The following is a 21973-nucleotide window of genomic DNA, read 5'->3' as shown; positions in this document are numbered from 1 at the left end:
AGGACGCAACAGATTCTTAACATAACCCCCATCCAGGAACTTTTCAAGCTCAAAACCAAACTTTTTTACAACTTTTCCGAGAAAAACAACGGGGAACACTTCCCGATTACGCTTGACGAACTGTCCGAGGAACGATACATTAATAAAATATTTGACATAACCAATTTTGTGGAGACACCCATGATAACTGCCTCAAGTTCAGCGATCGACGCTTTTTTCAAAAACAATGACTTTTCCAGCCCGGGAACGATCCTCTCTCTGCTCCTGGTCGTTCTGGTTGGAATCTTCATCTTCCTCTTCAACGCCATGGCCATGCGACGCAAACAGCTTGACATCAAGATCCATTTCATTTCCGTGATCCTGAATCGGCGGCGGCAGATCGCAGCAGAACTCGACAATGATTCCCCCTCCCCCGAAAACAACTCCATGACCGCCAGACTCGAATGCGACACCCGGGCGGCGACTCAGATCGACGCTCTTCCCGCAGATACCCTCAGCCAGCCGCTTCTCAACGAATACCGGAAACTCGGAGAGGCTCTGCAGCAGGCCCTGCCGGAATGCCGCGCGGAACTCGAACATTACAACCATCTCGTCGAAAAATCCGATACACGGTGGTTCACAAAACTCTGCCGCTTCACCCCGCGCGAACGCTTCTGACGGCTCAATCCTGTTCTCTTATATGAAATACATCGACCTGCACGTACACAGCAACTCTTCAGACGGCAGCGATCCTCCCGCTGATATCGTGAAAGCCGCCGCCGCTTCCGGCCTCGCAGCCGTCGCCTTGACCGATCATGATACGGTCGGCGGCTGCCCCGAATTTCTCGAGGCCGCACGCACATTCCCGGAGCTGGAAGCCATCCCCGGGGTCGAGATTTCCACCATGTTCGGCAATCGAGAACTGCATATTGTCGGTCTTTTCCTCGACCACAAGAATCCGGAACTGTGCTCATTCCTCGAAGAGATGCGGCAAAACCGCGAGATCCGCAACGAAGCGATCCGCCGCAAGCTCAACTCGCTCGGATATCCGCTTACCTGGGATCACCCGGCTCTCGCGGCCGCAGGCGACACCGCCTCGATCGGACGGCCGCACTTCGCCCGGGCTCTCATGGAAGATTACGGCTTCCCCACTCTCCAGTCCGTTTTCGATAAACTGCTGAAACGCGGCTGCCCCGCTTATGTTCAGCGAACGCTTCCCGATCCGGTCCGCGCTTTCGACGCGATTCATGCCGCCGGAGGCGTCTCCGTCTGGGCCCATCCGGTCTATCGCGAGCGCAATGAGCGGGCCTGGGCGCGGCGCGTCATGAAGCGTTTTGCTCCGCTCGGACTCGACGCCGTTGAGGGTTATTACAGCCTTTTCGGGCCAGGGGAAACACAGATGATGATCGAACTGGCTCAAATCTATGAACTGGCGCTCTCGGGCGGCAGTGATTATCACGGCAGAAACTCCCCGAACATCTCACTCGGCATTGGAGCAGGGAGACTGCGCGTCCCGGCTGAACTGCTCAGCCCGTTGAAAGCGCGCATCCCGAAAAACATCTGATTTTTCCGTTTCTCCAGTTGCAAACCGCGTAGAAACGTGTTATAGTAATGAAATATTTCAATACAAAAATCCGATAAAGGGGGTGAATCAGCATGGATACCGAGGTCCGCGTCAAGAAAGGCGAGATCATCGACCGCGCTCTGCGTCGGTTGAAGAAGAAACTCGACAAAGAGGGCACCCTCAAGGAACTCCGCAATCGGCGTCATTACGAGAAGCCGAGCGAAGTCAAGCGTCGCGAGGCGAAGCAGCGTCATCGCTGAGCCTGAGTTGCGATCTGAAGAGAGCGTCACGGTGAAGTTTCACTGCGACGCTTCTTTTTTGCCTTGACGCGACGCGCGGGCGGTGTTACCTTATGTAAAACACGAACAGGAGAATACCATGAAGATTTCTGCAGAACAGACTTGGGATCTCGAAGCAATTTATCCCGATGCCGATGCGTGGGAAGAGGATTTCAACCGGATTAAACCACTGGCGGAGGCGTTCCTCGCATTCCGCGGCCGACTCGCCGAAAGTCCGGCTACCCTGAAACAGGCGATCGAAGCGCTCGATGCGTTTGAACGTCTCGGCGAAAAAGTCTATGTTTACGCCCACCTCCGTTCCGATGAGAACACTGCCGACAACCGGAACCGCGCCCGGGTCGACCGGGTCGAGGGACTCTTCGCATCGCTCGCCGAAACCAGTGCATGGTTCGATCCGGAGATCATGGCAATCCCGGACGAACGCATAAAAACATTTCTCGATTCTCCCGAACTCGAACTCTACCGCCGCAGCCTGATCGAACTCCTGCGCGAAAAACCCCACACATTGAGCGAACCGGAAGAACGGCTGCTCGGCACCCTAGGCGACGTGCTCGCTACGCCATCCAAGACGTTCAGCATCCTGAACGACGCCGATCTCGATTTCGGGAAAATCAAGGGAGAAACCGGGAAATCCGAGTTGCTGACCCACGGCAGCTATCGCCGCTTCCTCGAAAGCTCCGACCGGGAAGTGCGCAGACGCGCGTTCCGGAAAATGTTCTCCACTTACTCAAAGTTCCGCAATACTTTCGCCTCGACGCTCGACGGTGTGGTCAAAAAGCATGTGGTCGGCGCCCGTATCCGCCACTATCCCTCCGCGCTGGAACAGGCGCTCTTCTCCGATAACGTGCCGGCAGAGGTCTACCGCAACCTGATCTTGGCGGTACATGGCAAACTCGACGTGTTTTACGATTACATGACGCTGCGGCGCGAGGTGATGAAGCTCGACAAACTCGACATGTATGACATGTACAACCCGCTCGTACCCTCCTGCCGCAAGGCGTACACCTTTGCCGAAGCGGTTGAGCTCGTGAAACAGGCGCTCTCTCCGCTCGGGAAAGAGTATGCGCAGCATCTCGAACTCGCGTTCAGTCAGCGCTGGGTCGATGTTCCGGAACGCAAGGGGAAACGGTCTGGCGCCTACTCGAGCGGCTGTTACGATACTTATCCCTATCTGCTGCTGAACTACAATGATACGCTGAACGATGTGTTCACGCTCGCGCACGAGCTCGGACACTCGATGCACAGCTTCTACTCGAACCGGACACAACCCTATCACTACGCGGATTACAGCATCTTCGTAGCGGAAGTGGCGAGTACGACGAACGAGATTCTGCTCTTCAATCATCTGCTCAACCACACCGACGACCGTGATTTCCGCTGCTATCTGCTCGGACATCTTGCCGATGAGATCCGCGGCACGATCTATCGCCAGACGATGTTCGCGGAATTCGAGCTTATGATTCATGAACTGGCCGAGCAGGGAGTCCCGCTGACCGCCGATCTGATGAATGAGAAATACTATGAGCTGAACAAACTCTATTACGGTCCGGAAGTTGATGCTGATCCTCTGATCGGGGTTGAGTGGGCGAGAATCCCGCACTTCTACTATAACTTCTACGTCTACAAATATGCGACGGGGATGTCGGCGGCGGTGAAACTCGCGGGGAATCTGCTTTCGGGCGATCCGGCGAAGCGGGAAGCCTATTTCGGGTTCCTGAAAGCCGGAGACTCAAAAGATGTGCTCGACATCATGCGCGACGCGGGAGTCGATCTCTCGACGCCTGCGCCGGTGGAGGCTGCCCTCGATTACTTCGGGGAGACGGTCCGTCAACTGCGCCGGGAGCTTGCAGTTCGTTGAGTTGGTTTCATTTTTTTCGTAATTTTTTTAAAAGAGGATTTGCATTTTCCCTCAAGAGGGAGTATTTTTAATAACACATCAGGGGCATTAGCTCAGTTGGCTAGAGCATCACACTGGCAGTGTGAGGGTCAGCGGTTCAAATCCGCTATGCTCCACCATTTTTGTCGTGGATTTGGAGATTTGAGGTTAAACTCACTTCTCCGTTTTTTTTGCCATTCCTCCGGATTTTTTCCAAATTCCTTGTTTCGTGCAGAGAGAGAGATAACATCCGGAAAATATGCGCAATTTTCCGGACGTTATCCTAGCCAGAGCCGGCTTCTGGCATATTTCCACGACAAAATGGAGAACTCGTCGGCAGATGAGCACTTGCAAACTTTACGAAAGTGGTATAAGGTAATAAATGTGAGGATCTGACCTCTGCTCGTTTGTCATCTGCAATCACTCAAAAACAAATGTGCACAAAAGATTGGATGCCGCTGAAGTCTCATCCGGGGTTTGTGTTTTTCCTGCAATAACGAAATAACACTCAAAATTCATGGGAGAATTAGATGATACAAAATTATCTGGATTTTCACAGGTCGGTAGCTGCCGGCAATTTCAAACGGATAAAGGAATTTTATGACAACGGCGGCAAAGCCTTTCTCAATAATAATCTCCAATATGGCTGCGGAGCAACTTGGATCATTCCTCTTCCGCTGGTTGTCGCCTTTCAGAAAGGATATTATGACATTGCAAGACTTCTTATTGCAAACGGAGCTGATCTGGATGCGTATTGTAAAAAGAACAATATCACCCCAAGAGAATTGATGCCGAAAGATTTTCTTCTGGAAGACACGAAAACCATTGACATAATCAAAGATTTTCTTTGGAAAATTCGAGACGGGAAACTTGAAGAAGTAAAATCGTTTCTGGAAAATCATCCCGGAACAAATCTCAACGAAAACCTTGTCGTAAACGAGAAACTTTATCCCCTCCCTCTGGCTGTCGCTTTCAAAAAGAACCGGAAAGACATTGCAAGATTGCTTATTGCAAACGGCGCAAGTTCGGATGCGTACTGCAGGAAATATGATTTGTATGTCAATGAATTAAAACCCAAAGATTTCTGACCGGATTTCGGGCAGATTTGCAAACTCACGTCTGTCATCGGTGATCGCTCAGAAACAAATGTGCGCAAAATATCGGACACTACCCACAAATCAAATTGACCGACGCAGGAGAATCGGCTTTTTCAGGGAAAGACGATCCGGCAGCTTTCCCCGTCTGGGAATGGCCGATGAAAACATTCGTCCACGCTTCTCCGACGCCGCCCTCCCCAAAAAATACCAGAATAACACATCCAGAAAACTTCAATAAACATACCAGTAAATATACCAAACATGACAAAAAAAACGGTTTTTTTGCAAGTATTGGTCAATAAACTATTGACTTTTTATTCAAATCGCACTATAATATCCGTGTAAATAAACCAAGCGGAGTAAAAAATGGGACGCCCGTCACTAAGTGGAAAACTTTCAGAGCAGATTTTAACGGAATATGGTCCCTCCGGCCTGTTGCCGAGCGAACGCGAACTGGCAATGCGTTACGGATGCAGCCGGCTGACACTGCGGAAAGCCCTGCACCTGCTTCATGATTCAGGGCTGGTCGCCTCCGCACCCAGAAACGGCCATTTCTTCACGGAAACCGGGAAAGAAACCCTCTTTCAATCCCAGCGGTTCATGCCTAATATCATGCTCTTCTCCATGGAAGAACGCCTCCGGGATCCGGCCCACACCTACATGATCGGCGGAGCCATCCATCAGGCACGCCTCAATCATGTGAATCTGGTCGTACGAGAACTCGCCGACGGCGAAAATAATTTTTCTCCTCTCCGCGGCCATGTCGACGCCGACGGATACATCATTGCCGGAGCCGCACCCTCCGCACTGGTCGACACCCTCGCCGCGGAAGGGAAACCCTGTGTCGTGCTCGGACTGCTTTACGAACAGGACGATATCCCGGCAAAACTCTGCTGTCAGCAGCTTCTGCTGGGCACCACTCACATCTATCGGGAAGTCGGACGCCATCTGCGCAGCCTGAACCACCGCAGAATCATGGTCGCCTATACCTACGGGGAAAGTCACGATATCGTCGAAGCGATCCGCAGCGCCTTTGCGGATCTCCCTCCCGGCGAAGTGACAATCGAACCATTCTGCCCCCCACTGATGCGGCAGGAACGCACGCCGGAAACACTGCGGCACGCTGCACTCGAAACCGTCCGGAAACTCAATCAATACACCGCCCTGGTCATCCCGGAGGGGCATATCTATGCGCTGGAAATCATTCGGCAGATGCAGCTGCACCACATCCGGTTTCCGGAAGATGTCAGCCTTGTGATTCAAGGATGCGAAACCGACTGGTTCCTCGACAGTTACCAGATCAGCAGCGTTTATGCCGAATATCGTGATCAGGGGATGGCGTGCATCCGGGAACTCCTGCGCCAGCTCCATAACGGACGCCGGGAAGCGGGAGTCAGATACACCCCGGCCCAGTATATCATGCGGCAGTCAACCGGACCGGCTCCGGTCCCATCGGAGGTGGTCTCCAGAAATGAATAACAGTACGATCGAAACCCCTACACGTTCTAAAACAATTACAGGAGAATGGTTATGCGGATGAAACACTTCACATTGATTGAACTGCTGGTCGTAATTGCGATCATTGCAATTCTCGCTTCGATGTTGCTGCCGGCTCTTTCCAGAGCACGCATGGCCGGGCAGGATGCCAAATGCAAATCCAACCAGAAACAACTCGGAACGGGATTCGCGTTTTACAATAACGACAACAACGATTACCTGATTCCAACCGCGATCTGGATCGACGGATTGCAGTACAACTGGCCGGCAGCGATCACGAAGCTGAACGGGTTGAGCGAAGATGTTCTGGCCTGTCCGGGCGGAGTCATCGTCGCTCAGCGCGGCGAAGGCAATACCGGAGTCGATCAGACCAAGTTCGGCGGCGGACTCTACGGATACGACGCTGCCGGCGGAGAGTGGAACTCCCCGCTGAGCAGCCCCGGGCAGGGAGGCGGGTCCGTGCAGGTAAGGCGTTGCGGTTATACGGTTTCCGCCTCGTTCAACCTGTACAACGAGCCGGGATGGATGCCGGCGAAAAAAATCACCCGTCTGAAGCTGAAATTCGGGTTGAGCCAGACTTTCCAGGCCGGAGACGGCACCACCGGAACCATCTGGCCCTCTGAGACGAAAAACAGCCGCAACCGCTATCCGGAACTGTGGAACACGGCGCTGCGGCACGGCGGGAAGATGAATTTTCTCTTCATGGACGGCCACGTCGACCGGATCATGAATGTCGCCAACTCGCCTTACGAGGACGAGGATCACTACCGGGAGGAAATCTGATTCGATGAAAGCATTCCGTTACATAATCGGGCTGCTGCTGTGCATCACGTTCCTGCCGCTGGCTGCCCTGGAGGCACCGCCGCCGGGGAATCTGATTCCGGAACTGAACTTTCAGAATCCGGCCGGGTGGAGTCTGGGCAGTGAGGGGTCGATTCAGTCGGTCGGCGGAAAATTCGCCGATCAGGTACTCGAGATCCGGCGGAGCGACCGGAGTCGCTATCAACCGGTGTCCTATCAGTTGAATCGGAAACGGCTGCGGAACAACACCATCTACACGTTCGGCGCCTGGGTTCAGGGCAGCAGGGATTCCAATCCGTCGCTGGCAGTGGAATTTCATGACAAAGAGGGGAAGTATCTCTCGGGAGTCTATCTCGGCGACCACACCCCCTCGATGACGGAATGGCATCTGTTCAGCGGCGAATTCACGATTCCGGAAAACGCCGCCCATGCAAAACTGACGCTCTTTCTGCCGAAAAACCGGGTGGGGGTCAACCGATTCTGCGGAATGTTCGTCGCCCGTGCGGAGCGGGACCCCGAACTGTGGCTCTACTGGAAGAAACCGCGCGGAACACTCTTCACCGATGCGGAGAAAACGGAGATGAAATTCGGCATTCAAATGCTTGGACTGCCGGAGAATCTCGTGGGCAAAACACTCCCGCTGCGCGCCTCAATCGAGCAGAACGGTTCGGTCTATGGCAACTGTTCCGGAAAATGGAAGAGCACATCCGGTGAAATCGCGTTCACGCTGCCGGTGCGTCCCGGTTATTCGGAAGTCAAAGTGGAAATCACCACCCCCGACGGCAAACCCGTCGCCGCACGGAAAATGCCGCTGACGGCGGCGCCCGCCTCCGAAGCGCTCCATTCCGGAACAGTTTCGATCGACGCCGCAGGACGAATCCGGATTGACGGGAAGAAATTCCTGCCGGTCGGTCTTTACATGAACTGCGTCGACGAGCGGCTCACACAGGCGCGGAATCTGGATGAGGATCTGCGCATCATCGCCGAAAGTCCATTCAACTGCATTCTGGACTATTCGGCGATGAACTGGAAAGAACCGGGGAAAGTCATGGAATTCTGCGAAGCGAACGGAATCAAGGTGATCGCACCGATGGGATCGGACCAGAATATTCCGCACATGGGTCGTTTTCAGAACTCTCCTGCGCTGCTCGCATGGTACATCGCCGACGAACCTCCCGGCAATGAGCTGGAAAATATCCTGAAACGCAAAGCGGAACTGCTCAAACGCGACTTCCGCCATCCGATTCTGGCGGTATTCTGCCGGGACAACGATGTCGCCCGTTTCGCATCGCTCTGCGATCTTTACGGAGTGGATCACTATTCCATCACGAATCCCGGAGACACGCTCGACGGCGTGGTCGGCGCGCTGGAGAACACGCTCCGGGCGCTGGAGACACCGGCTCTTCCGCTGGTCGGCGTGCCGCAGTTCCACAACATCGGCAACTACGCGACCCGGAATCAGGAAGAGTATGCGAAGTACCGCGCTCCGACTGAAACGGAAATGCGCGCCTCGGTCTGGCTCGATGCGATTTCCGGAGCCAAAGCGTTTCTCGGATACAGTTACTTCGACCTCTTCAGCGGCGTGAACGGCAAGGCCGAATTCGATCGCCGCTGGCCGGAGGTGTGCCGGGTCGGCGCGGATCTCCGAACTTTGAGCGACTATCTGCTCGGGGATACTCCGATGCGGAAAATTGTATTCCGCGGTGATGGCGGAATTCTGCGCGGCGGACTGTTCACCGCGGACGACGGCAGGCGCTGCGTGCTCATCGCCGCACCGCACGGTCCGGTGAAAGGGAGCTTCACGCTGCCCGCCGGCTGGAAGCCGAAATCACGTTACGGACACGTCCGGCCGCTCGGCGGAAACCGTTGGGAATTCTCCTCCGACGGAGTCGCCGCCGAACTGCTGATCGATTGAACCCAAACACTTCTCCTCTTTTCCCGGGAGAGCAGACCATCCCTCTCCCGGGAAAAGATTATGAGCGGAATATCCTTTTATGAGTGAATCCCTGCAGCCCCCCTTTCTGCGCCGTACGCTCTTCCGGTATCGTCCGGCGGAAATGCCCGGCGCGCCGGAGTTGAGTACCGGGACGTTGCAATATACGCTTCCCGGTCTCATTTCGACGATGACGCTTCTCTGCATCGGCACCGGCATCTTCACGATGATGCAGGTCATGCTCGGCAACGCGCTGCCTCTGATCGCCCGGAACTACGGGGCGAACAACCAGCTGATCGCGCTTCTGGGGACGACGATCCCATACGTGTTCAACATGATCATCACGCCGATCGTGAGTTTCCGCAGCGACCGCACCCGCACGAAAATCGGCCGCCGCATGCCGTATCTGCTGTTTGCGACTCCGTTGATGGCGCTCGCACTCATCGGAATCGGCTGGATCGACCCGATCTGCCGATGGCTGGGGAGCAGTTTTTCCTGGTACAGCGCCTCTTTCGATCTCTGGATTCTCGGCGGACTGATCGTGTTCTACAACATCTTCTACCTGATCATCGGCTCGATCATCTACTATCTGTTTCCGGACGTGATTCCGGAACGGTACATCGGGCGCTTCATGGCACTGCTGCAGCTGAGCGGGTCGCTGGTGGGATTTCTCTTTTCCCGCTATCTGCTGAAGTTCGTGGAGAACTATCAGGGAATACTCTTCACGTCGCTCGCGGTGCTCTTCGTCGCTGGTATGCTCTGGATGATTTCGACGGTCCGCGAGGGGAATTACCCCGAAGTGGATCCGAATGCGGAAAAACCGTCGTTTTTCGGAAACATCATGGTCTTTGTCCGGGAGTGCTACTCGATTCCTTTCTACTACTGTTTCTTCCTCACGATGGCATTGAGCGAAGTGTCGATGATTACGCGCGGCATGTTCAATCTGCTCTACGCGAAAGAACAGCTCCACATCTCGGTGGAGGAGTTCGGCATCATCAGCGGCTGGTTCGGACTGGTCGGAGTGGTGCTGAGTTTTCCGCTCGGATTCATCGTGGACAAGCTCGGTTCGCTCAAAGTGTACGGGTTCGGACTGGTCATGGTGATCCTGACGAATCTCTTCGGGTTCTTTCTGGTCCACGATTACACGAGTTTCTATGCGGTCATGATCGCGCTCGGAGTGGTCTATGCGATTCAGATGACGAGTTCGCTGCCGGTCTTTGTGGACATTCTTCCGAAAGAGTTTTATGGGCAGTTCAGCGCGGCCAACGCACTTTTCCGGGCGCTCTTCATGACGATCGGCTCCTACTGCGGCGGACTGCTGTTCGACCTGATCGGGGATTACCAGTACATTTTCGCATGGGATTTTCTGTTCACGGTCCTGGCGTTTCTCTGTTTTGTGAAACTCTATCGAGACTGGCAAAAGCGCGGCGGCCGCCGGAGTTACGTCGCTCCCGTCTACCGGAAATGACTTTGCCGGAAGTCAAAGTTCGATGACTTTCCCCCAGGGCGGTTCGCCATGCGATTCCGGAACGATCCACAACACCGGATACGGCGGCCGCTTCTCCGGGAAACGGCTGAACAGATCCGACAATCCGATGAACAGCCGCGGGTTGAGCCGGTGCGCGGCGATGTAGTCAAACACACAGACGTGATCCGTCCCGCCGCCGCCGCGGAATTCAGCACGCTCCAGGAACGTCTCAAGTTCATCGAACGGAATCACCTGCTGAACTGCGCAATCCGCCACAATCAGCGTGATCTCCTGCGCATCAAGTCCCCGGATCTCGGCGGCCGCGCTGCGCATCGCCTCCCGGGTCATGCTCCCGGAGCTGTCGACGGCCACCACGATCGAGGAGATCTCCTCGTCGTATTTCCCCGGCACAATCAGGTCGTCGACCTGGTATCGTTTGTTCGGATGCGCCAGGGAATAATCTCCGGAACTGAGTACGGCGTCGGCATAACGGTGCAGCAATCGACGCCACGGAATCTTCGGCTCGCCAAGCAGGCCGATCCGGCGCAGCAGCGAATCCGGCAGATCGCCGCGCCGGTCGTTGGCCTCAAAATTTTCGACCGCGGCGGAAATCCGTTCCCGCAGCAGCTCCCGCCCGTCGGCATCGACGGCCACCGGCAGATGAATGTCGATGCCGCCGCCGTGATCGGAGACGCCCGGAAGTTTCGTCTGCTTCCCCTCCCCGTCCGACAGGAACAAATCGACCGTCTCCGGCCCGGTCCGGAACTTCCGGCTGCAGAGCTCCTCGTAGATCGTCTCCGCAACCTGATCGCGATACCGGGGCTCGTAAAGACATCCCGCCGGAAGCCGGTAGAGGCGCTCCCCGTACCAGCCCGGCGCTCCCGGCACGGGAATCTCCGCGATGATCGCGTTGATGGCGTAATCGGTCGCCAGATTCCATTTGAAAAGTTCCCGCCCGTTCTGCCGCTCTTCCGACGCAAACACCTGATGGCAGATCTCGTGCGCCAGCACGAAACCGAACTCCGCCGTACTCAGACTCCGCGTCCGCACCGGATTGTACCAGATGTGCCGCACGAAATCCGTCGCCGCGAATTCCGGCAGCGTCAATTCGGGAATCAGACGCATCTGAAGCAGCAGATATCCCCAGAACGGGTGCATCTCGAGCATCTGCATCCGCAATGCAGCGATCCGCGCGCGCTCCGCTTCGAGCTGTTGTGGCGTAATCCCGGTCATGAGAGATAGAGCGACGCCCGCAGATTGACGATCTCCCCGGCGAGAATCCGGAATGCACTCAACGCCTTGAGCCGGTCAAACAATCCGGGCGCCCGCCGGCGCAGCTGACGCAGGAACAGAATCCGGAACTCCGGTCCGACCCCCGGCGACGTGATGAAGTCGACGATGTTGCCGAGGTGTTCGTCCGGAACCGCGGCGGAGACAAGATACCCCGCAACCGCGAAAATCACTGCGTAAAGATACGACGGCTCCGACTCCCGGGTGAAATCAACTTTCTCCTCTCCGGAGATGATCCGGGCGGCATCGACCTTGCGGTAGATCTCACGGTAACGGCAGAAACGATCGGCCATCGGCAGCCCGACGCAGGAGGCGACGGCACGCTTCACGTCTCCGGAGTCGACGCGACTCATGATGCGGCTGGCCATCGCCCAGCTCCGCGGTGTCGGGAAACTGCGATCGTCCGAGGCGCGGAACAGCACCTCCTCCCCGTAGGTCCGGATAAATGCCATAACGGACTCCTGAACGCCGTTCGACGCCGCCCATTTGAGCCAGGTCTCCACATCCGGGCGCATCTCGAAGTGGGCGAACCGGTTGCACAGCGCGCTCGAGAGCGGAGCGACGATCGCGTTGTCCTCCTCGCGATTGCCTGCGGCCAGCACGACGGTATCGGGATGGAACTGAAACTCTCCGATCCGTTTTTCCAATACGATCTGATACGCGGCCGCCTGATGAAGTTTCGTCACCGCGGCGTTGAATTCATCGAGAAAGACCAGACAGGGTTCGTCGCACGCGCGTCTGACCCAGCCGGGCGGAAACAGCTCCAGCGTGTGCGTCTCCCGGTCCGGGAAGTAAACTCCGCCGAGTTCCGCCGGATCTTTCTGGGCGAGCCGGATATCGATCAACCTCCGGCGCATGGCCCGCGCGAGCTCCGCCGCGAGAGAGGACTTCCCGACTCCCGGAGGCCCCAGCAGCAGCGCCGAAACCCCGGACTCCAGCGTGGCGCGCAACAGCGGAAAAAGCTGGTCGTAGGTGTAACCGACGGAGACAACCGGCTCGGGGACTTCACTGTGCTTCGTCATAAGAACGCCTCCAGCAGCTGATAGCGGAACTCCTCATTGCTGAGCAGCACCCCGATGATGTGTTTGCAGTATCCGCGTGTACACACCCGCGCCCGCTGCGCGGCGTCGGGGCAGGTGCAGTCGGGATTGGCCAGCCATTCGGGATGGACGCGCACCACATAATCCTGTGTTCCGCCCGTGACGTCAAAGACGACGAACCCGTCTTCGAGCCGGTCGCGCCGGCAAATCCTGTACTTTTTCAGCACCGACTCGGCCGCGCGGAAAAAACGGTCATCCCGCGCCTTGAGGTTGAGAGAATCGATCCGAGAATCTTCCACTGACAATCTGCCTCCCCTGTTTTCCGCTGCGCGGCAGCGGTTCCCGGAAAATCATGCGAACGATTGTTTCTTACTATAAACGGTTTTCCGGAAATTGCAAACCGTCGTCGCGACACCGGGGGAGAGACGGGGATTTCAGCGGTTCGGGGCGGCGTTTCCGAGTTCCGAAAAAATCCAGCCGGCCAGAAACGCCCCCTGAAGTTCCCGCACCCGTTCCACGTAGTGAACGTGATCGGCAAACGCCTCGTCACCGAATTTCCGGGTGAACCCGAAAAGATCGCAGACCGGAATCCGGTGTTCCTCCATCACCCGGTCGGCCAGACGGTTGTAGAGCTCCACATCCGCACGGAACCGGGAAAAATCCCGGCAGCGGAGATTGTGCAGTTCATCGCAGACCCCCGTCGTCCGGCACCAGAGCAGCTGCAATCCGCTTTTCCGCACCAGTTCCACCCCGCGCTCGAGATTGGCGGCGTAACACTCCGGAGAAACCTGCCGTCCCGCCGCCGTGGTTTTGATGTCGTGCAGACCGCAGTTCCAGAGCAGCCAGTCAAACCGTTCCGCCAGAAGCGGCAGATTCGTCTCCAGAAACTCGAGGCAGCTGCGCGAGTCGCCGCCGTTCGCGTCCGAAACCTGATTCAGGTCTCCCGCCGCCAGCCCCTCCCCCTTGCGGGAATACCCGACCGCCGGTTCCAGAAACCGCTTCAGGTACGGGCCGTAATGCATCGAAATGCTGTCGCCCAGCACATAGAGTTCCGCTCGTTCCGCCATGATTGTCTCACTTCTCCTCTCGGGCTCTCTTCTTCCAATATCCGCTGAAAACGGCGGCAACTGCGGCGGCCGCCCGTTTCGGCCGCCGATATTCGTCAAACAACCCCTTGTTGTTGAACGCCCGGGGACGCCCGAGCGCACGGCCGCAGTTGTAGGTCCGGCAGTCGCAGAACTGCCACAGCGCCACCCCGGCGATCCTCCGGTTGCGCACGACTTCGCGGCAGATCGTCCGGAGCAGCTCCTCCTGAAACTCCTCCGTCCACGGCCCGTTCAGCACATCGTGCCAGCCGTAGATCGCCCCGCCCCCGATCTCGGAGAAAATCAGCGGCTTGTCCCGCAGCTCCGGCCGTCCCTGCAGAAACGCGATATCCGAACGCATCTTCGGGAGCACCTGCTCAACCGGATTCTCATCGTCGACGGCATTGTACCAGCCCGGATAGGTGTTGTATCCGATCACATCGACCTGATCCAGAAAGAGATCGGTCCGACGTTTGAACGAGGCGTAGGTCACGAGCCGGCCCGGATCTTCCTCGCGAATCAGACGGATCAGGCTCTCATAACAATTCCGGGCCTCCTCCGCATCGCTCTCGCCCTCGTTCAGGAAACCGCGGAGAATCACGCACGGATGGTTGTAACTCGCGCGGATCATCGCCCGGGTCTGCTCCAGCTGCGCCGCGACAAAGATCGGATCGGTAAAATGCGTGCGATTCTGTCCCCAGCCGAGACTCTCCTCCCAGACCAGAATCCCCAGTTCGTCGCACAGCTCGAGGAAACGACGGTCCTGCGGATAGTGCACCCCGCGGACAAAATTGCACCCGAGCCGGCGAATCAGCTGCAGATCCTGCACAATCTGCGCGTCGGGCAGCGCGGGCCCGAACTGCGGGTGCGCCTCATGGCGGCACACCCCGAGCAGTTTCACGGGACGGCCGTTCAGCAGAATCCGCCCCGCTTCGGTCCGGAGCTCCCGCAGCCCGAAGCGGACCGTCACATCATCCGTTCCGGCGTCGACCCGCAGCGTGTGTAGCTGCGGCGACTCCGGACTCCACAGCCGCGGAGACGGCACCGTCAGCTCCAGCTCCGCCATGCCCGCCTCGAATCGCACGGATTGCTCCAGTTCCGCCCCGGAGTCGAACGCAAACCGGAGCGGCCGCTCCCCGGTGAATGCGGGGGCGAGTTCGAGTTTCACCGAAACAATCCCCGCCGCCGCATCGCGCGGAGTCACTTCGCAGCGCCGGAAAAACAGCTCCGGCAGTTCGTAAAGCGTCACGCTGCGGAAAATCCCGCCGTAACAGTAGAAGTCGAAAAAGCGCTCGTACAGCGGTGCGCGTTTCCAATCCTGGCGATTGTCCACCACAACCGTCACTTCCCGGACCGGCGCATCGGCGGGCGGAACCGGAATCGTGAACGGCACATAACCCGGCGTGTGTTCTCCGCACGGAACGCCGTCGATCCAGACCCGGACCCACATCCCGGCCGACTCAAATTCGAGCTCGCCCGCGCGTCCGGGCGTCATCGGGAACCTCCGCCGGTAAAGTGCCGTTCCGCGCCGCCCCGCCCAGGCGGGATACGCATCGAACGCGGAGGGAACCGGAATCGGGTCCGGGGTCTCGATCCCGGCAGGATCGAGCGTTTCCGGATCTCCGCAATCCGGCAGGAAACAGAACTCCCAGATGCCGTCCAGCACCATCTGCCGCCGCCGGGAATAACGGGGATAACTCATACTGCGCCTTTCACTCCAGAATCAATTCGCCGATTTCCGCCCGCTGTTCCGGAGCGATCGAGACATTCTCGCCGGAGATCGCCTCAAAGCGATTGCCTTTCACCACAACCCGGCCGACACCGCTGCAGCTTGAAATCCAGACCCCGTTTGCCGCGCTCTTCCGGATGCGGTTTCCCTCGATCTCGACCTCGAGTTTTCCGCGGCTGCGGCGCTTGGCGGCCGTGACGTAGAAGACCGAAACGGCGCCGGGCAGATAATTGAGTTCTCCGAACGCGCAGTTCGACAGTTCGTTCTCCGCGATCCGGATCCGCTCCGGCGGGAAAATCGCATTGACGTAAAAGATCCCGACCCCCGCCATGTACGTGTCGGAAATCCGGTTGCCGCTCACGCGGATCTGATCCCCGTAAGGAACCGCAATGCCCGATCCCTCCCGGGTCCCCTCGATCCGGTTCCCCTCGATCGCGACGAACTGCGGCAGCCGGGCAACCCCGCCGATGCTGCCGACGAAAATCGCGTGATCCCGGCTGTTCGCAATCCTGTTGTTCCGCAGAAACGTGCGGCGCATTCCGGCCAGCATGATCCCGTTCTGCCCCGCATCGGTCACCGTGCAGTTCTCAATCCGCACGGAAGAGCAGTTGTCGAACCGCAGTCCATGTCCCGTCGAACGCGCTCCGGCAATGTGTTCCGCGATAAAGCTGCGGCAGGCGACCACGTCGAGCAAAGCCCGGTTCTTCCGCAGCGGTGACTTCGCAGTCTGCTCAAAAGAAACTCCGCGTATCGAGGAATCCTGCAGTTCAATCAGCCGCAACCCCTCGTGTTCCGGACTGGTGAACACGAGTACGCTGCGCCCGGGCTCGCCGACCAGATGCACGTTTCTGCGCCGCTCGAGCAGCAGATGGTGGCGGATCACGGAAAACGGAATCCGATCCATGTCCGGAGCCGGTTCGATCCGGTACCGGCCCGCCGGAATTTTCAGAACTCCGCCCTCCGCCGGCAGCGCCGCCAGCGCGCGCCGGAACGCGGGTCCGTCATCAGCGACGCCGTCACCGACCGCGCCGAAATCGCGGACGCTCCACTCGCGCCCCGCAACCGGAAAATCCGGTGCGCTCCCCCACTCTTTCCAGTCGGGTTCGCGGCGGATCTCTCCGTAAATATCATGATACTCCTCCGCGACCGGTCCGACGGTGACGCCCGGCACCCCGGCGACGGGCTCAGTATCGGCGCGGTTGCCGGAACCGGTTCCCTCGACCGAACCGGCAAACCGCACGCTGCCGGCATCATTTCCGGCAATCACGTTTCCGGAAAGCTGCAGATTGCGGATGAATGCCGGCTCCCGGTCGGCACGCAGCGAGATGCCGCAGTTCAGATTTCCGAAACTCCGGTTGTTCACGATCCGTACGCCGTCGATCGCCACCCGGGTACTGCTCGGAGACCCGATCCCGTCGGATCCGCTCCCGGCGATGAAGTTGTCCCGGATCGTGATGTCGCGGAACGGATAGTTCAACGAAATCGCTCCCCAGTAGCGGTGACCCCCCAGACGGTTGCCGCGAATGCCGTGCAGATCCCCGCGGATGATCCGGTTGTCCGCCACGACGTGTCCGGTGTTCTGCTGCGCCGCCTCGGGACGACTCCCTTTGAAGCCGACGTCGTGAAACATGATCGCCGCCATCGCCTGCGATTCGATCCAGTTGCCCTGCACAAGGTGGTTGCGTCCGCTGATCGCAATGCCGCGCCCCCATCCCTGATTGTACACCAGCGTATTGTTCAGAAACCGGTTATTCACGGAAGTGCGCTTCATGACCAGCGCGGAGAACGAGTCGTCGTTCGAGTTTTCAATGTAGTTGTAAGCGGCGGTCATATCCTCGCAGTCGTCGAACTTGATCGCATCAGCACCGGTATTGCGCACTTCGCAATCGACGACCCAGCCCTGCCGGTTGCCGGCCCAGAAGCAGATCCCCATGCGCCCCTGGTCGCATTTCACCCGCAGAACCTGCACTCCCGTGCTGTCGCTGAACGCTGTCGCGAAAATCCCCTCGCACCAGCCGGGACTGCGCATTCCGAAACGCGGGAACTGCGAAAACCCGAGGTCACGCAGCGTCAGATCTTCGCATTTCGTGAAGTTCCAGAGATATCCCGCAAGTTTGTTCTGATTCCGCACCGCATCAAACCGGACGAAGATGATGGAGCGTTCCGCGCCGTCCCCGACGATGTGGATGTTCTTCAACCCGGTTTTCCGCCATGAATACCGCCCCTGCGGCGTCAGAGTGGGCCCCTCGAACCGATAGATCCCGGCGGGAACGTACAACACCCCTCCGCCCTGCCGGGTCAGCTCCTCCAGCGCCCGGTCGAACGCGCCGTTGACGCTCTCTTTCCCGGTGGAATCGGCGCCGAAATCCAGCACGCTGACCTGCCGCATCGCGGCGAAATTCCGGACCGGCATTTTTTCGAGTCCCGGACGACGGTAAAACTCCGCCGGAAGATTCTCCACCCCGGCCGCTCCCGCCGCGAGCCAGACACAGCAGACCAATCCGGCGAACAGTTTCCAGATCATAACTCCTCCATTCCCCACTTTGTGTTCAATAACCGACCGGCAGCGGATTCGGCAGATAATCATCTCCCGTCACGGTCCGACCCCGGTAAAAATATCCGCAGCGCGTATTCGCGCTCACCGCGTGCCCGTCGAAAAACGCCACACTTCCGAACCGCCCGTGCGGCAGACAGAACTGATCCTGAAAACTCGCCCCGCCGTCCATCGTCAGCAATGCCGGATTGATCGAATCGAACAGCATCACCGTCATGCTCAACGAAGTCGTCGGCGCATCGTTCGACTCGACCCGCAAATGCGGAGTGATCGTCTTGCCGATCTTGAAGTACCGGGCCCGTTTCTGCGCGTTCTCCGAATTCTTCCCGCCGCACCGGAACGCATACGAACGCCCCAGCTTCGTCGTCCCCGACGGCAGAATCGACGGGCAGGTCAGCACTTTGGACGGCTTGCTCTCCGGCAGATACTTCAGTTTTGAAACCAGAAATCCCCAGTATTTGTCGCTGTCGTCCACCCCGCCCAGCGAGGGATTCCAGTGATTGCCGTCCGTCGTCCGGCACGTCATCGTCCAGCTCTGATTGTCGTCACAATAACTCAGAATCGCAAGCGCACACTGCCGGATATTGGAGAGACACTTCACTTTTTTACCGGACTCCCGCGCCTGATTCAGCGCCGGCAGCAGCATCGAAGCCAATATCGCGATGATCGCAATCACCACGAGGAGCTCGATAAGCGTAAATGCCGCTTTTTTCGTTACCAGGTCGTGGGAGGCTGGGGGCGTGTCCTTTGTTTTTTCAGGCGTTGCGTAGTCTTGGGAGGCTGGGGGCGTGTCCACCGCCCCCCGCACCCCCGGCGTCCGGCAAGGTGCCTCGGTGGGGAGCATTACGTGGTCGTGGGAGGAGGCTGGGGGCGTGTCCGCCGCCCCCCGCACCCCCTGCGTCCGGCAAGGTGCCGGTGCCGCGTACGGGTCGGAGCCGGACTCGGCTGCGGTCGGCCGGTGCGGGGAGAAAGAGCCGCTTGCCGAGCGGAGACTTTGTTGCGGGACGATAACTGGCCGATTGGTTGTTTGAGGGATGGTTGGTACGGGGAGAGACGCGCTCTTACGAGCCGCTTTCTCTCCCCCGATCCCCTCTCTTGTCTGCAGAGCGGAAATACGATAGCCCTTGCGGATTTGACAAGCTTTTACCACGAGGAGGAGTTCGATCAATGTGAAACGAAGAAAATTCCGGCACGCAACACCGGTATGCACGAAACCGGTGTCGGACTGTTGCAACGGCAAACCTGACATCATTCGATCCCCTTTCCCTGAATCCATCTCTGTTATATCCACCCGTGACGAAGCAATCAAAATCCTCGAATGCACTCCAAACCGTATCCACTCACCCGCGGCCGACTGTTGGATGCGGCATAACACTATATCAGGTTTGTATAATATTATACTATATTCATATACCCATGTCAAGGGACAGAGGAAAAAAATCTGATTTTTCAAAGTTTGAACGGCAGTGAAAGTCGCAGCCACAAAGCTGCGGCCTGCAGAAAGAAGATCGTACCGAGATCACGCACATGGTAGGGGGAGGCGTCCGATCCGTCCGGCGGCAGGACTTTCTCCAGAATCGCGCCGTTCAATGCGGGATCCCCGGCTCGCGTGAACTGCATCGACAGGCAGAATCTCAACGCCCGGCGCGCCCCCTCCAGAAACTCCCGCTCCCCGCTCGCACGCCAGGCACGCAGCAGCATCACCGCAGCGGAAGCCGAACCGCTCGCGGCGTGCCCGAATGAGGTGGTGTTGAACGCCGGAGACGTATCCCGGAAGAGTCCACCGTCGAGCCGGAGCGCCCGCAGATACCAGCACGCCGAACGCAGAAAAAGCTCCCGGAACCGTTCCTCCCCGGTGGCCTCGTACACTTCCAGCATCGGATTCCCCCACCAGTAGGCGTGCCGGGGATGCAGCACTCCCTCGTCGCGGCTGCACGGCCCGTAATTCAGCCAGTTTCCGGCGGGAAACTCATCACGGACCAGCATTTCGGCCGTCCGCAGCGCGACCTCGCGAAAACCGGCATCGCCCGTGAGCTGCCACCCGGTCAGAAACACCGCGTCATCGAGCAGCGGACGCCCCTGCGCCGCCTGAATCCCGTGCACGAAACAGCGTTGGTGAATGTCGTAAAGATCGTCGAACAAACCACGTTCCGGCAGCCAGGCGGTCCGTTTCACCCAGCGGAGCGCCCTGACCGCGGCATCGGCAAAACGCTCATCCCCGGTGGCGCGGCTCAACTCAAAAAGTCCGTCAAGCGACTCGAGCACCGCGGATGTGTTCACATAATCTTTGCCCGGATGATCCTCGAATCCGAGCAGCATCCCCGCGTCCGGACCATCGGCGATCTGATTGGCCAGCAGAAACTCCGCATGAAATACCGCCCGTTCGAGCCACTCCGGCCGCCCCAGAGTTTCGGAGGCCGCAACCAGTGCTTTCACTGCCTGTCCGGTGTGCCAGACCGGACAGAATGAGTCCCACTCTTTCGTCGCGGCACGGTACTCCCCGCGGATCGCTCCGACCCAGCTCTTCAGCCGCAGCTTTGCGCCGCGTTTTCCCACGGGAGTTTCCGTTCGATTCGCAGCTGTCCCGGTCAGCCAGCCGACCGCCGCCGCGACCGCCTCGCGCAGTGGAGCGTCCGATTTCGCCGAGTCCATGCAGTTTCCCTCCGATTTCGGGTTCCGGCTCCGGCCTCACATGCCGGAGGTGGATTCCCCGGTGAACAGTTTCGGCAGCTCCGGCTGGAGCACAAGCGGTCCATCCCACGCCCCCTGCTCCTGTGTCATCCAGGAGAAAACCACTTTCAAATAGGCGCTCTGTTCCTCCGGCTCCAGGCAGGTGATTGTGGGAATCGTATAGCGGTTCGTCCCCTGCCCGTTCACGGTGCAGATGCGTACGTCCCGACCGATCCGCAAACCGTGTTCGCGGCACGCCCGGCAGGCGCCGAGCGCTCCGTTCATCGTTACGCTGAGGATTCCATCCATGCGCCGCCCCTGCCGCAAAGCCTCGTCGACCATCTCGAAAGCGTTGCGAATCGACAACGAAAACGGCCGGACATTCCGGGTGAGCAGATCCCCCGGAATCCCGGTCAGCCGCTGCCACAATCGCCACTGCATGACCCGCGCCTCCGTCGTCTCGTCCCGCGGCTGCGCACAGAGACAGTCCACCCGGTGGCAGCCCGCATCCACCAGCAGATCCAGCAGGCGATTCACGTGAATCGCCGGAAACAGATTGATCGAAAGCAGCCCGTGGCTGCTCAAATCATTTCCCAGCACCGCCAGCCGGGGATGACTCCGCAGCAGCTCCGCCACCCGCGGCGGCAGCGCCCCGACCGACGGCAGCAGAAACACCGCCGGAAACGAGTCGAGCGTATGCGGCACCACCGGATCCTCCCAGTGCACATAATCGACCGGATGCACGTTCAAATTGTGCTCGAGCGCCATCCGTTCGAGCAGATGACGCCAGGTCTGATACTCCGTCGACGACCAGGTCGGCACGAGCAATGCGATTTTCTCATTTTTCCGCCCGGCACCCGCCACGCAGACGACCCGCCGGTTCTCCTTGCGTTCCAGCACCCCCTGGCTGATCAGCAGCATGATCGCTTTCCGCGCCGTCATGCGCGACACTCCGACCTCGGCCGCGAGTTTGTTCTCCGTCGGAATCTCCTTGAGCATGTAGTCGCCATGCAGAATGCGATTCCGCAGAATGTCAGCTATTTCCAGATATTTTTCCACCGTCCCGCCCTCATGCGATTACAATCTTTGTA

The 21973-nt window shown here is 58.4% G+C and carries 18 protein-coding genes and 1 tRNA gene; 10 read left to right on the top strand and 9 right to left on the bottom strand.

What is annotated here, in order from left to right; translation table 11 throughout:
- Nucleotides 1–180 precede the first annotated feature (180 nt).
- From Q0J85_RS10210 to Q0J85_RS10165, 10 genes are all read left to right on the top strand, one after another.
- On the top strand, nucleotides 181–657 hold the full coding sequence (locus tag Q0J85_RS10210; protein WP_294481074.1) for a hypothetical protein: 477 nt from the start codon (nucleotides 181–183) through the stop codon (nucleotides 655–657).
- A 22-nt stretch (nucleotides 658–679) separates the two neighbouring features.
- Complete coding sequence (locus Q0J85_RS10205) at nucleotides 680–1543, top strand: PHP domain-containing protein (protein WP_294481071.1); 864 nt, start codon at nucleotides 680–682, stop codon at nucleotides 1541–1543.
- A gap of 92 nt (nucleotides 1544–1635) precedes the next feature.
- Entirely contained in the window at nucleotides 1636–1803 is a 168-nt protein-coding gene (gene rpsU, locus Q0J85_RS10200; RefSeq protein WP_106054251.1) for a 30S ribosomal protein S21, read from the top strand.
- 118 nt (nucleotides 1804–1921) lie between these two features.
- The gene (gene pepF, locus Q0J85_RS10195; RefSeq protein ID WP_294481064.1) at nucleotides 1922–3700 is read left to right on the top strand and encodes an oligoendopeptidase F; all 1779 of its coding nucleotides are present in this window, start codon (nucleotides 1922–1924) and stop codon (nucleotides 3698–3700) included.
- Nucleotides 3701–3781: 81 nt separating this feature from the next.
- Nucleotides 3782–3858: transfer RNA gene (locus Q0J85_RS10190), tRNA-Ala, on the top strand.
- Between the two features lie 390 nt (nucleotides 3859–4248).
- The gene (locus Q0J85_RS10185; RefSeq protein WP_294481063.1) at nucleotides 4249–4806 is read left to right on the top strand and encodes a hypothetical protein; all 558 of its coding nucleotides are present in this window, start codon (nucleotides 4249–4251) and stop codon (nucleotides 4804–4806) included.
- A 375-nt stretch (nucleotides 4807–5181) separates the two neighbouring features.
- Nucleotides 5182–6294: a GntR family transcriptional regulator gene (locus tag Q0J85_RS10180; protein WP_294481060.1), complete on the top strand. Its 1113-nt coding sequence runs from the start codon at nucleotides 5182–5184 to the stop codon at nucleotides 6292–6294.
- 51 nt (nucleotides 6295–6345) lie between these two features.
- A complete protein-coding gene (locus tag Q0J85_RS10175; RefSeq protein ID WP_294481057.1) occupies nucleotides 6346–7095 on the top strand; it encodes a prepilin-type N-terminal cleavage/methylation domain-containing protein in 750 nt (249 codons plus the stop codon).
- A 4-nt stretch (nucleotides 7096–7099) separates the two neighbouring features.
- Nucleotides 7100–9028, top strand: a complete 1929-nt coding sequence (locus Q0J85_RS10170; RefSeq protein ID WP_294481053.1) for a carbohydrate binding domain-containing protein — start codon at nucleotides 7100–7102, stop codon at nucleotides 9026–9028.
- Nucleotides 9029–9107: 79 nt separating this feature from the next.
- Nucleotides 9108–10514 carry an MFS transporter gene (locus tag Q0J85_RS10165; protein WP_294481051.1) on the top strand — a complete coding sequence of 469 codons (1407 nt, stop codon included), beginning with the start codon at nucleotides 9108–9110 and terminating at the stop codon, nucleotides 10512–10514.
- Nucleotides 10515–10526: 12 nt separating this feature from the next.
- Here the strand turns inward: Q0J85_RS10165 and Q0J85_RS10160 are convergent, their stop codons facing one another.
- The 9 genes from Q0J85_RS10160 to Q0J85_RS10120 form a co-directional block, all read right to left on the bottom strand.
- A complete protein-coding gene (locus tag Q0J85_RS10160; RefSeq protein ID WP_294481049.1) occupies nucleotides 10527–11747 on the bottom strand; it encodes a VWA-like domain-containing protein in 1221 nt (406 codons plus the stop codon).
- Nucleotides 11744–12826 (bottom strand): AAA family ATPase, encoded by a 1083-nt coding sequence (locus tag Q0J85_RS10155; RefSeq protein WP_294481046.1) that lies wholly within the window; start codon nucleotides 12824–12826, stop codon nucleotides 11744–11746. Before Q0J85_RS10155 ends, Q0J85_RS10160 begins: the two co-directional genes overlap by 4 nt.
- Nucleotides 12823–13143, bottom strand: coding sequence for an SWIM zinc finger family protein (locus Q0J85_RS10150; protein WP_294481043.1), 321 nt, complete (start codon nucleotides 13141–13143; stop codon nucleotides 12823–12825). Before Q0J85_RS10150 ends, Q0J85_RS10155 begins: the two co-directional genes overlap by 4 nt.
- Nucleotides 13144–13278: 135 nt before the next feature.
- Complete coding sequence (locus Q0J85_RS10145) at nucleotides 13279–13911, bottom strand: SGNH/GDSL hydrolase family protein (RefSeq protein ID WP_294481041.1); 633 nt, start codon at nucleotides 13909–13911, stop codon at nucleotides 13279–13281.
- 7 nt (nucleotides 13912–13918) lie between these two features.
- A complete protein-coding gene (locus Q0J85_RS10140; protein ID WP_294481039.1) occupies nucleotides 13919–15631 on the bottom strand; it encodes a glycoside hydrolase family 2 protein in 1713 nt (570 codons plus the stop codon).
- Nucleotides 15632–15641: 10 nt separating this feature from the next.
- Entirely contained in the window at nucleotides 15642–18182 is a 2541-nt protein-coding gene (locus Q0J85_RS10135; protein ID WP_294481036.1) for a right-handed parallel beta-helix repeat-containing protein, read from the bottom strand.
- A gap of 25 nt (nucleotides 18183–18207) precedes the next feature.
- Entirely contained in the window at nucleotides 18208–19464 is a 1257-nt protein-coding gene (locus tag Q0J85_RS10130; RefSeq protein WP_294481034.1) for a prepilin-type N-terminal cleavage/methylation domain-containing protein, read from the bottom strand.
- A 197-nt stretch (nucleotides 19465–19661) separates the two neighbouring features.
- Nucleotides 19662–20864 carry a hypothetical protein gene (locus Q0J85_RS10125; protein ID WP_294481031.1) on the bottom strand — a complete coding sequence of 401 codons (1203 nt, stop codon included), beginning with the start codon at nucleotides 20862–20864 and terminating at the stop codon, nucleotides 19662–19664.
- 36 nt (nucleotides 20865–20900) lie between these two features.
- A complete protein-coding gene (locus tag Q0J85_RS10120; protein ID WP_294481028.1) occupies nucleotides 20901–21941 on the bottom strand; it encodes a GntR family transcriptional regulator in 1041 nt (346 codons plus the stop codon).
- Between the last annotated feature and the right edge of the window lie 32 nt (nucleotides 21942–21973).

It is taken from the genome of uncultured Victivallis sp. (assembly GCA_944389935.1).
GTDB lineage: Bacteria > Verrucomicrobiota > Lentisphaeria > Victivallales > Victivallaceae > Victivallis.
Note: the sequence above shows the minus strand (reverse complement) of the source record. Positions and strands in the feature narration are given on the sequence as shown.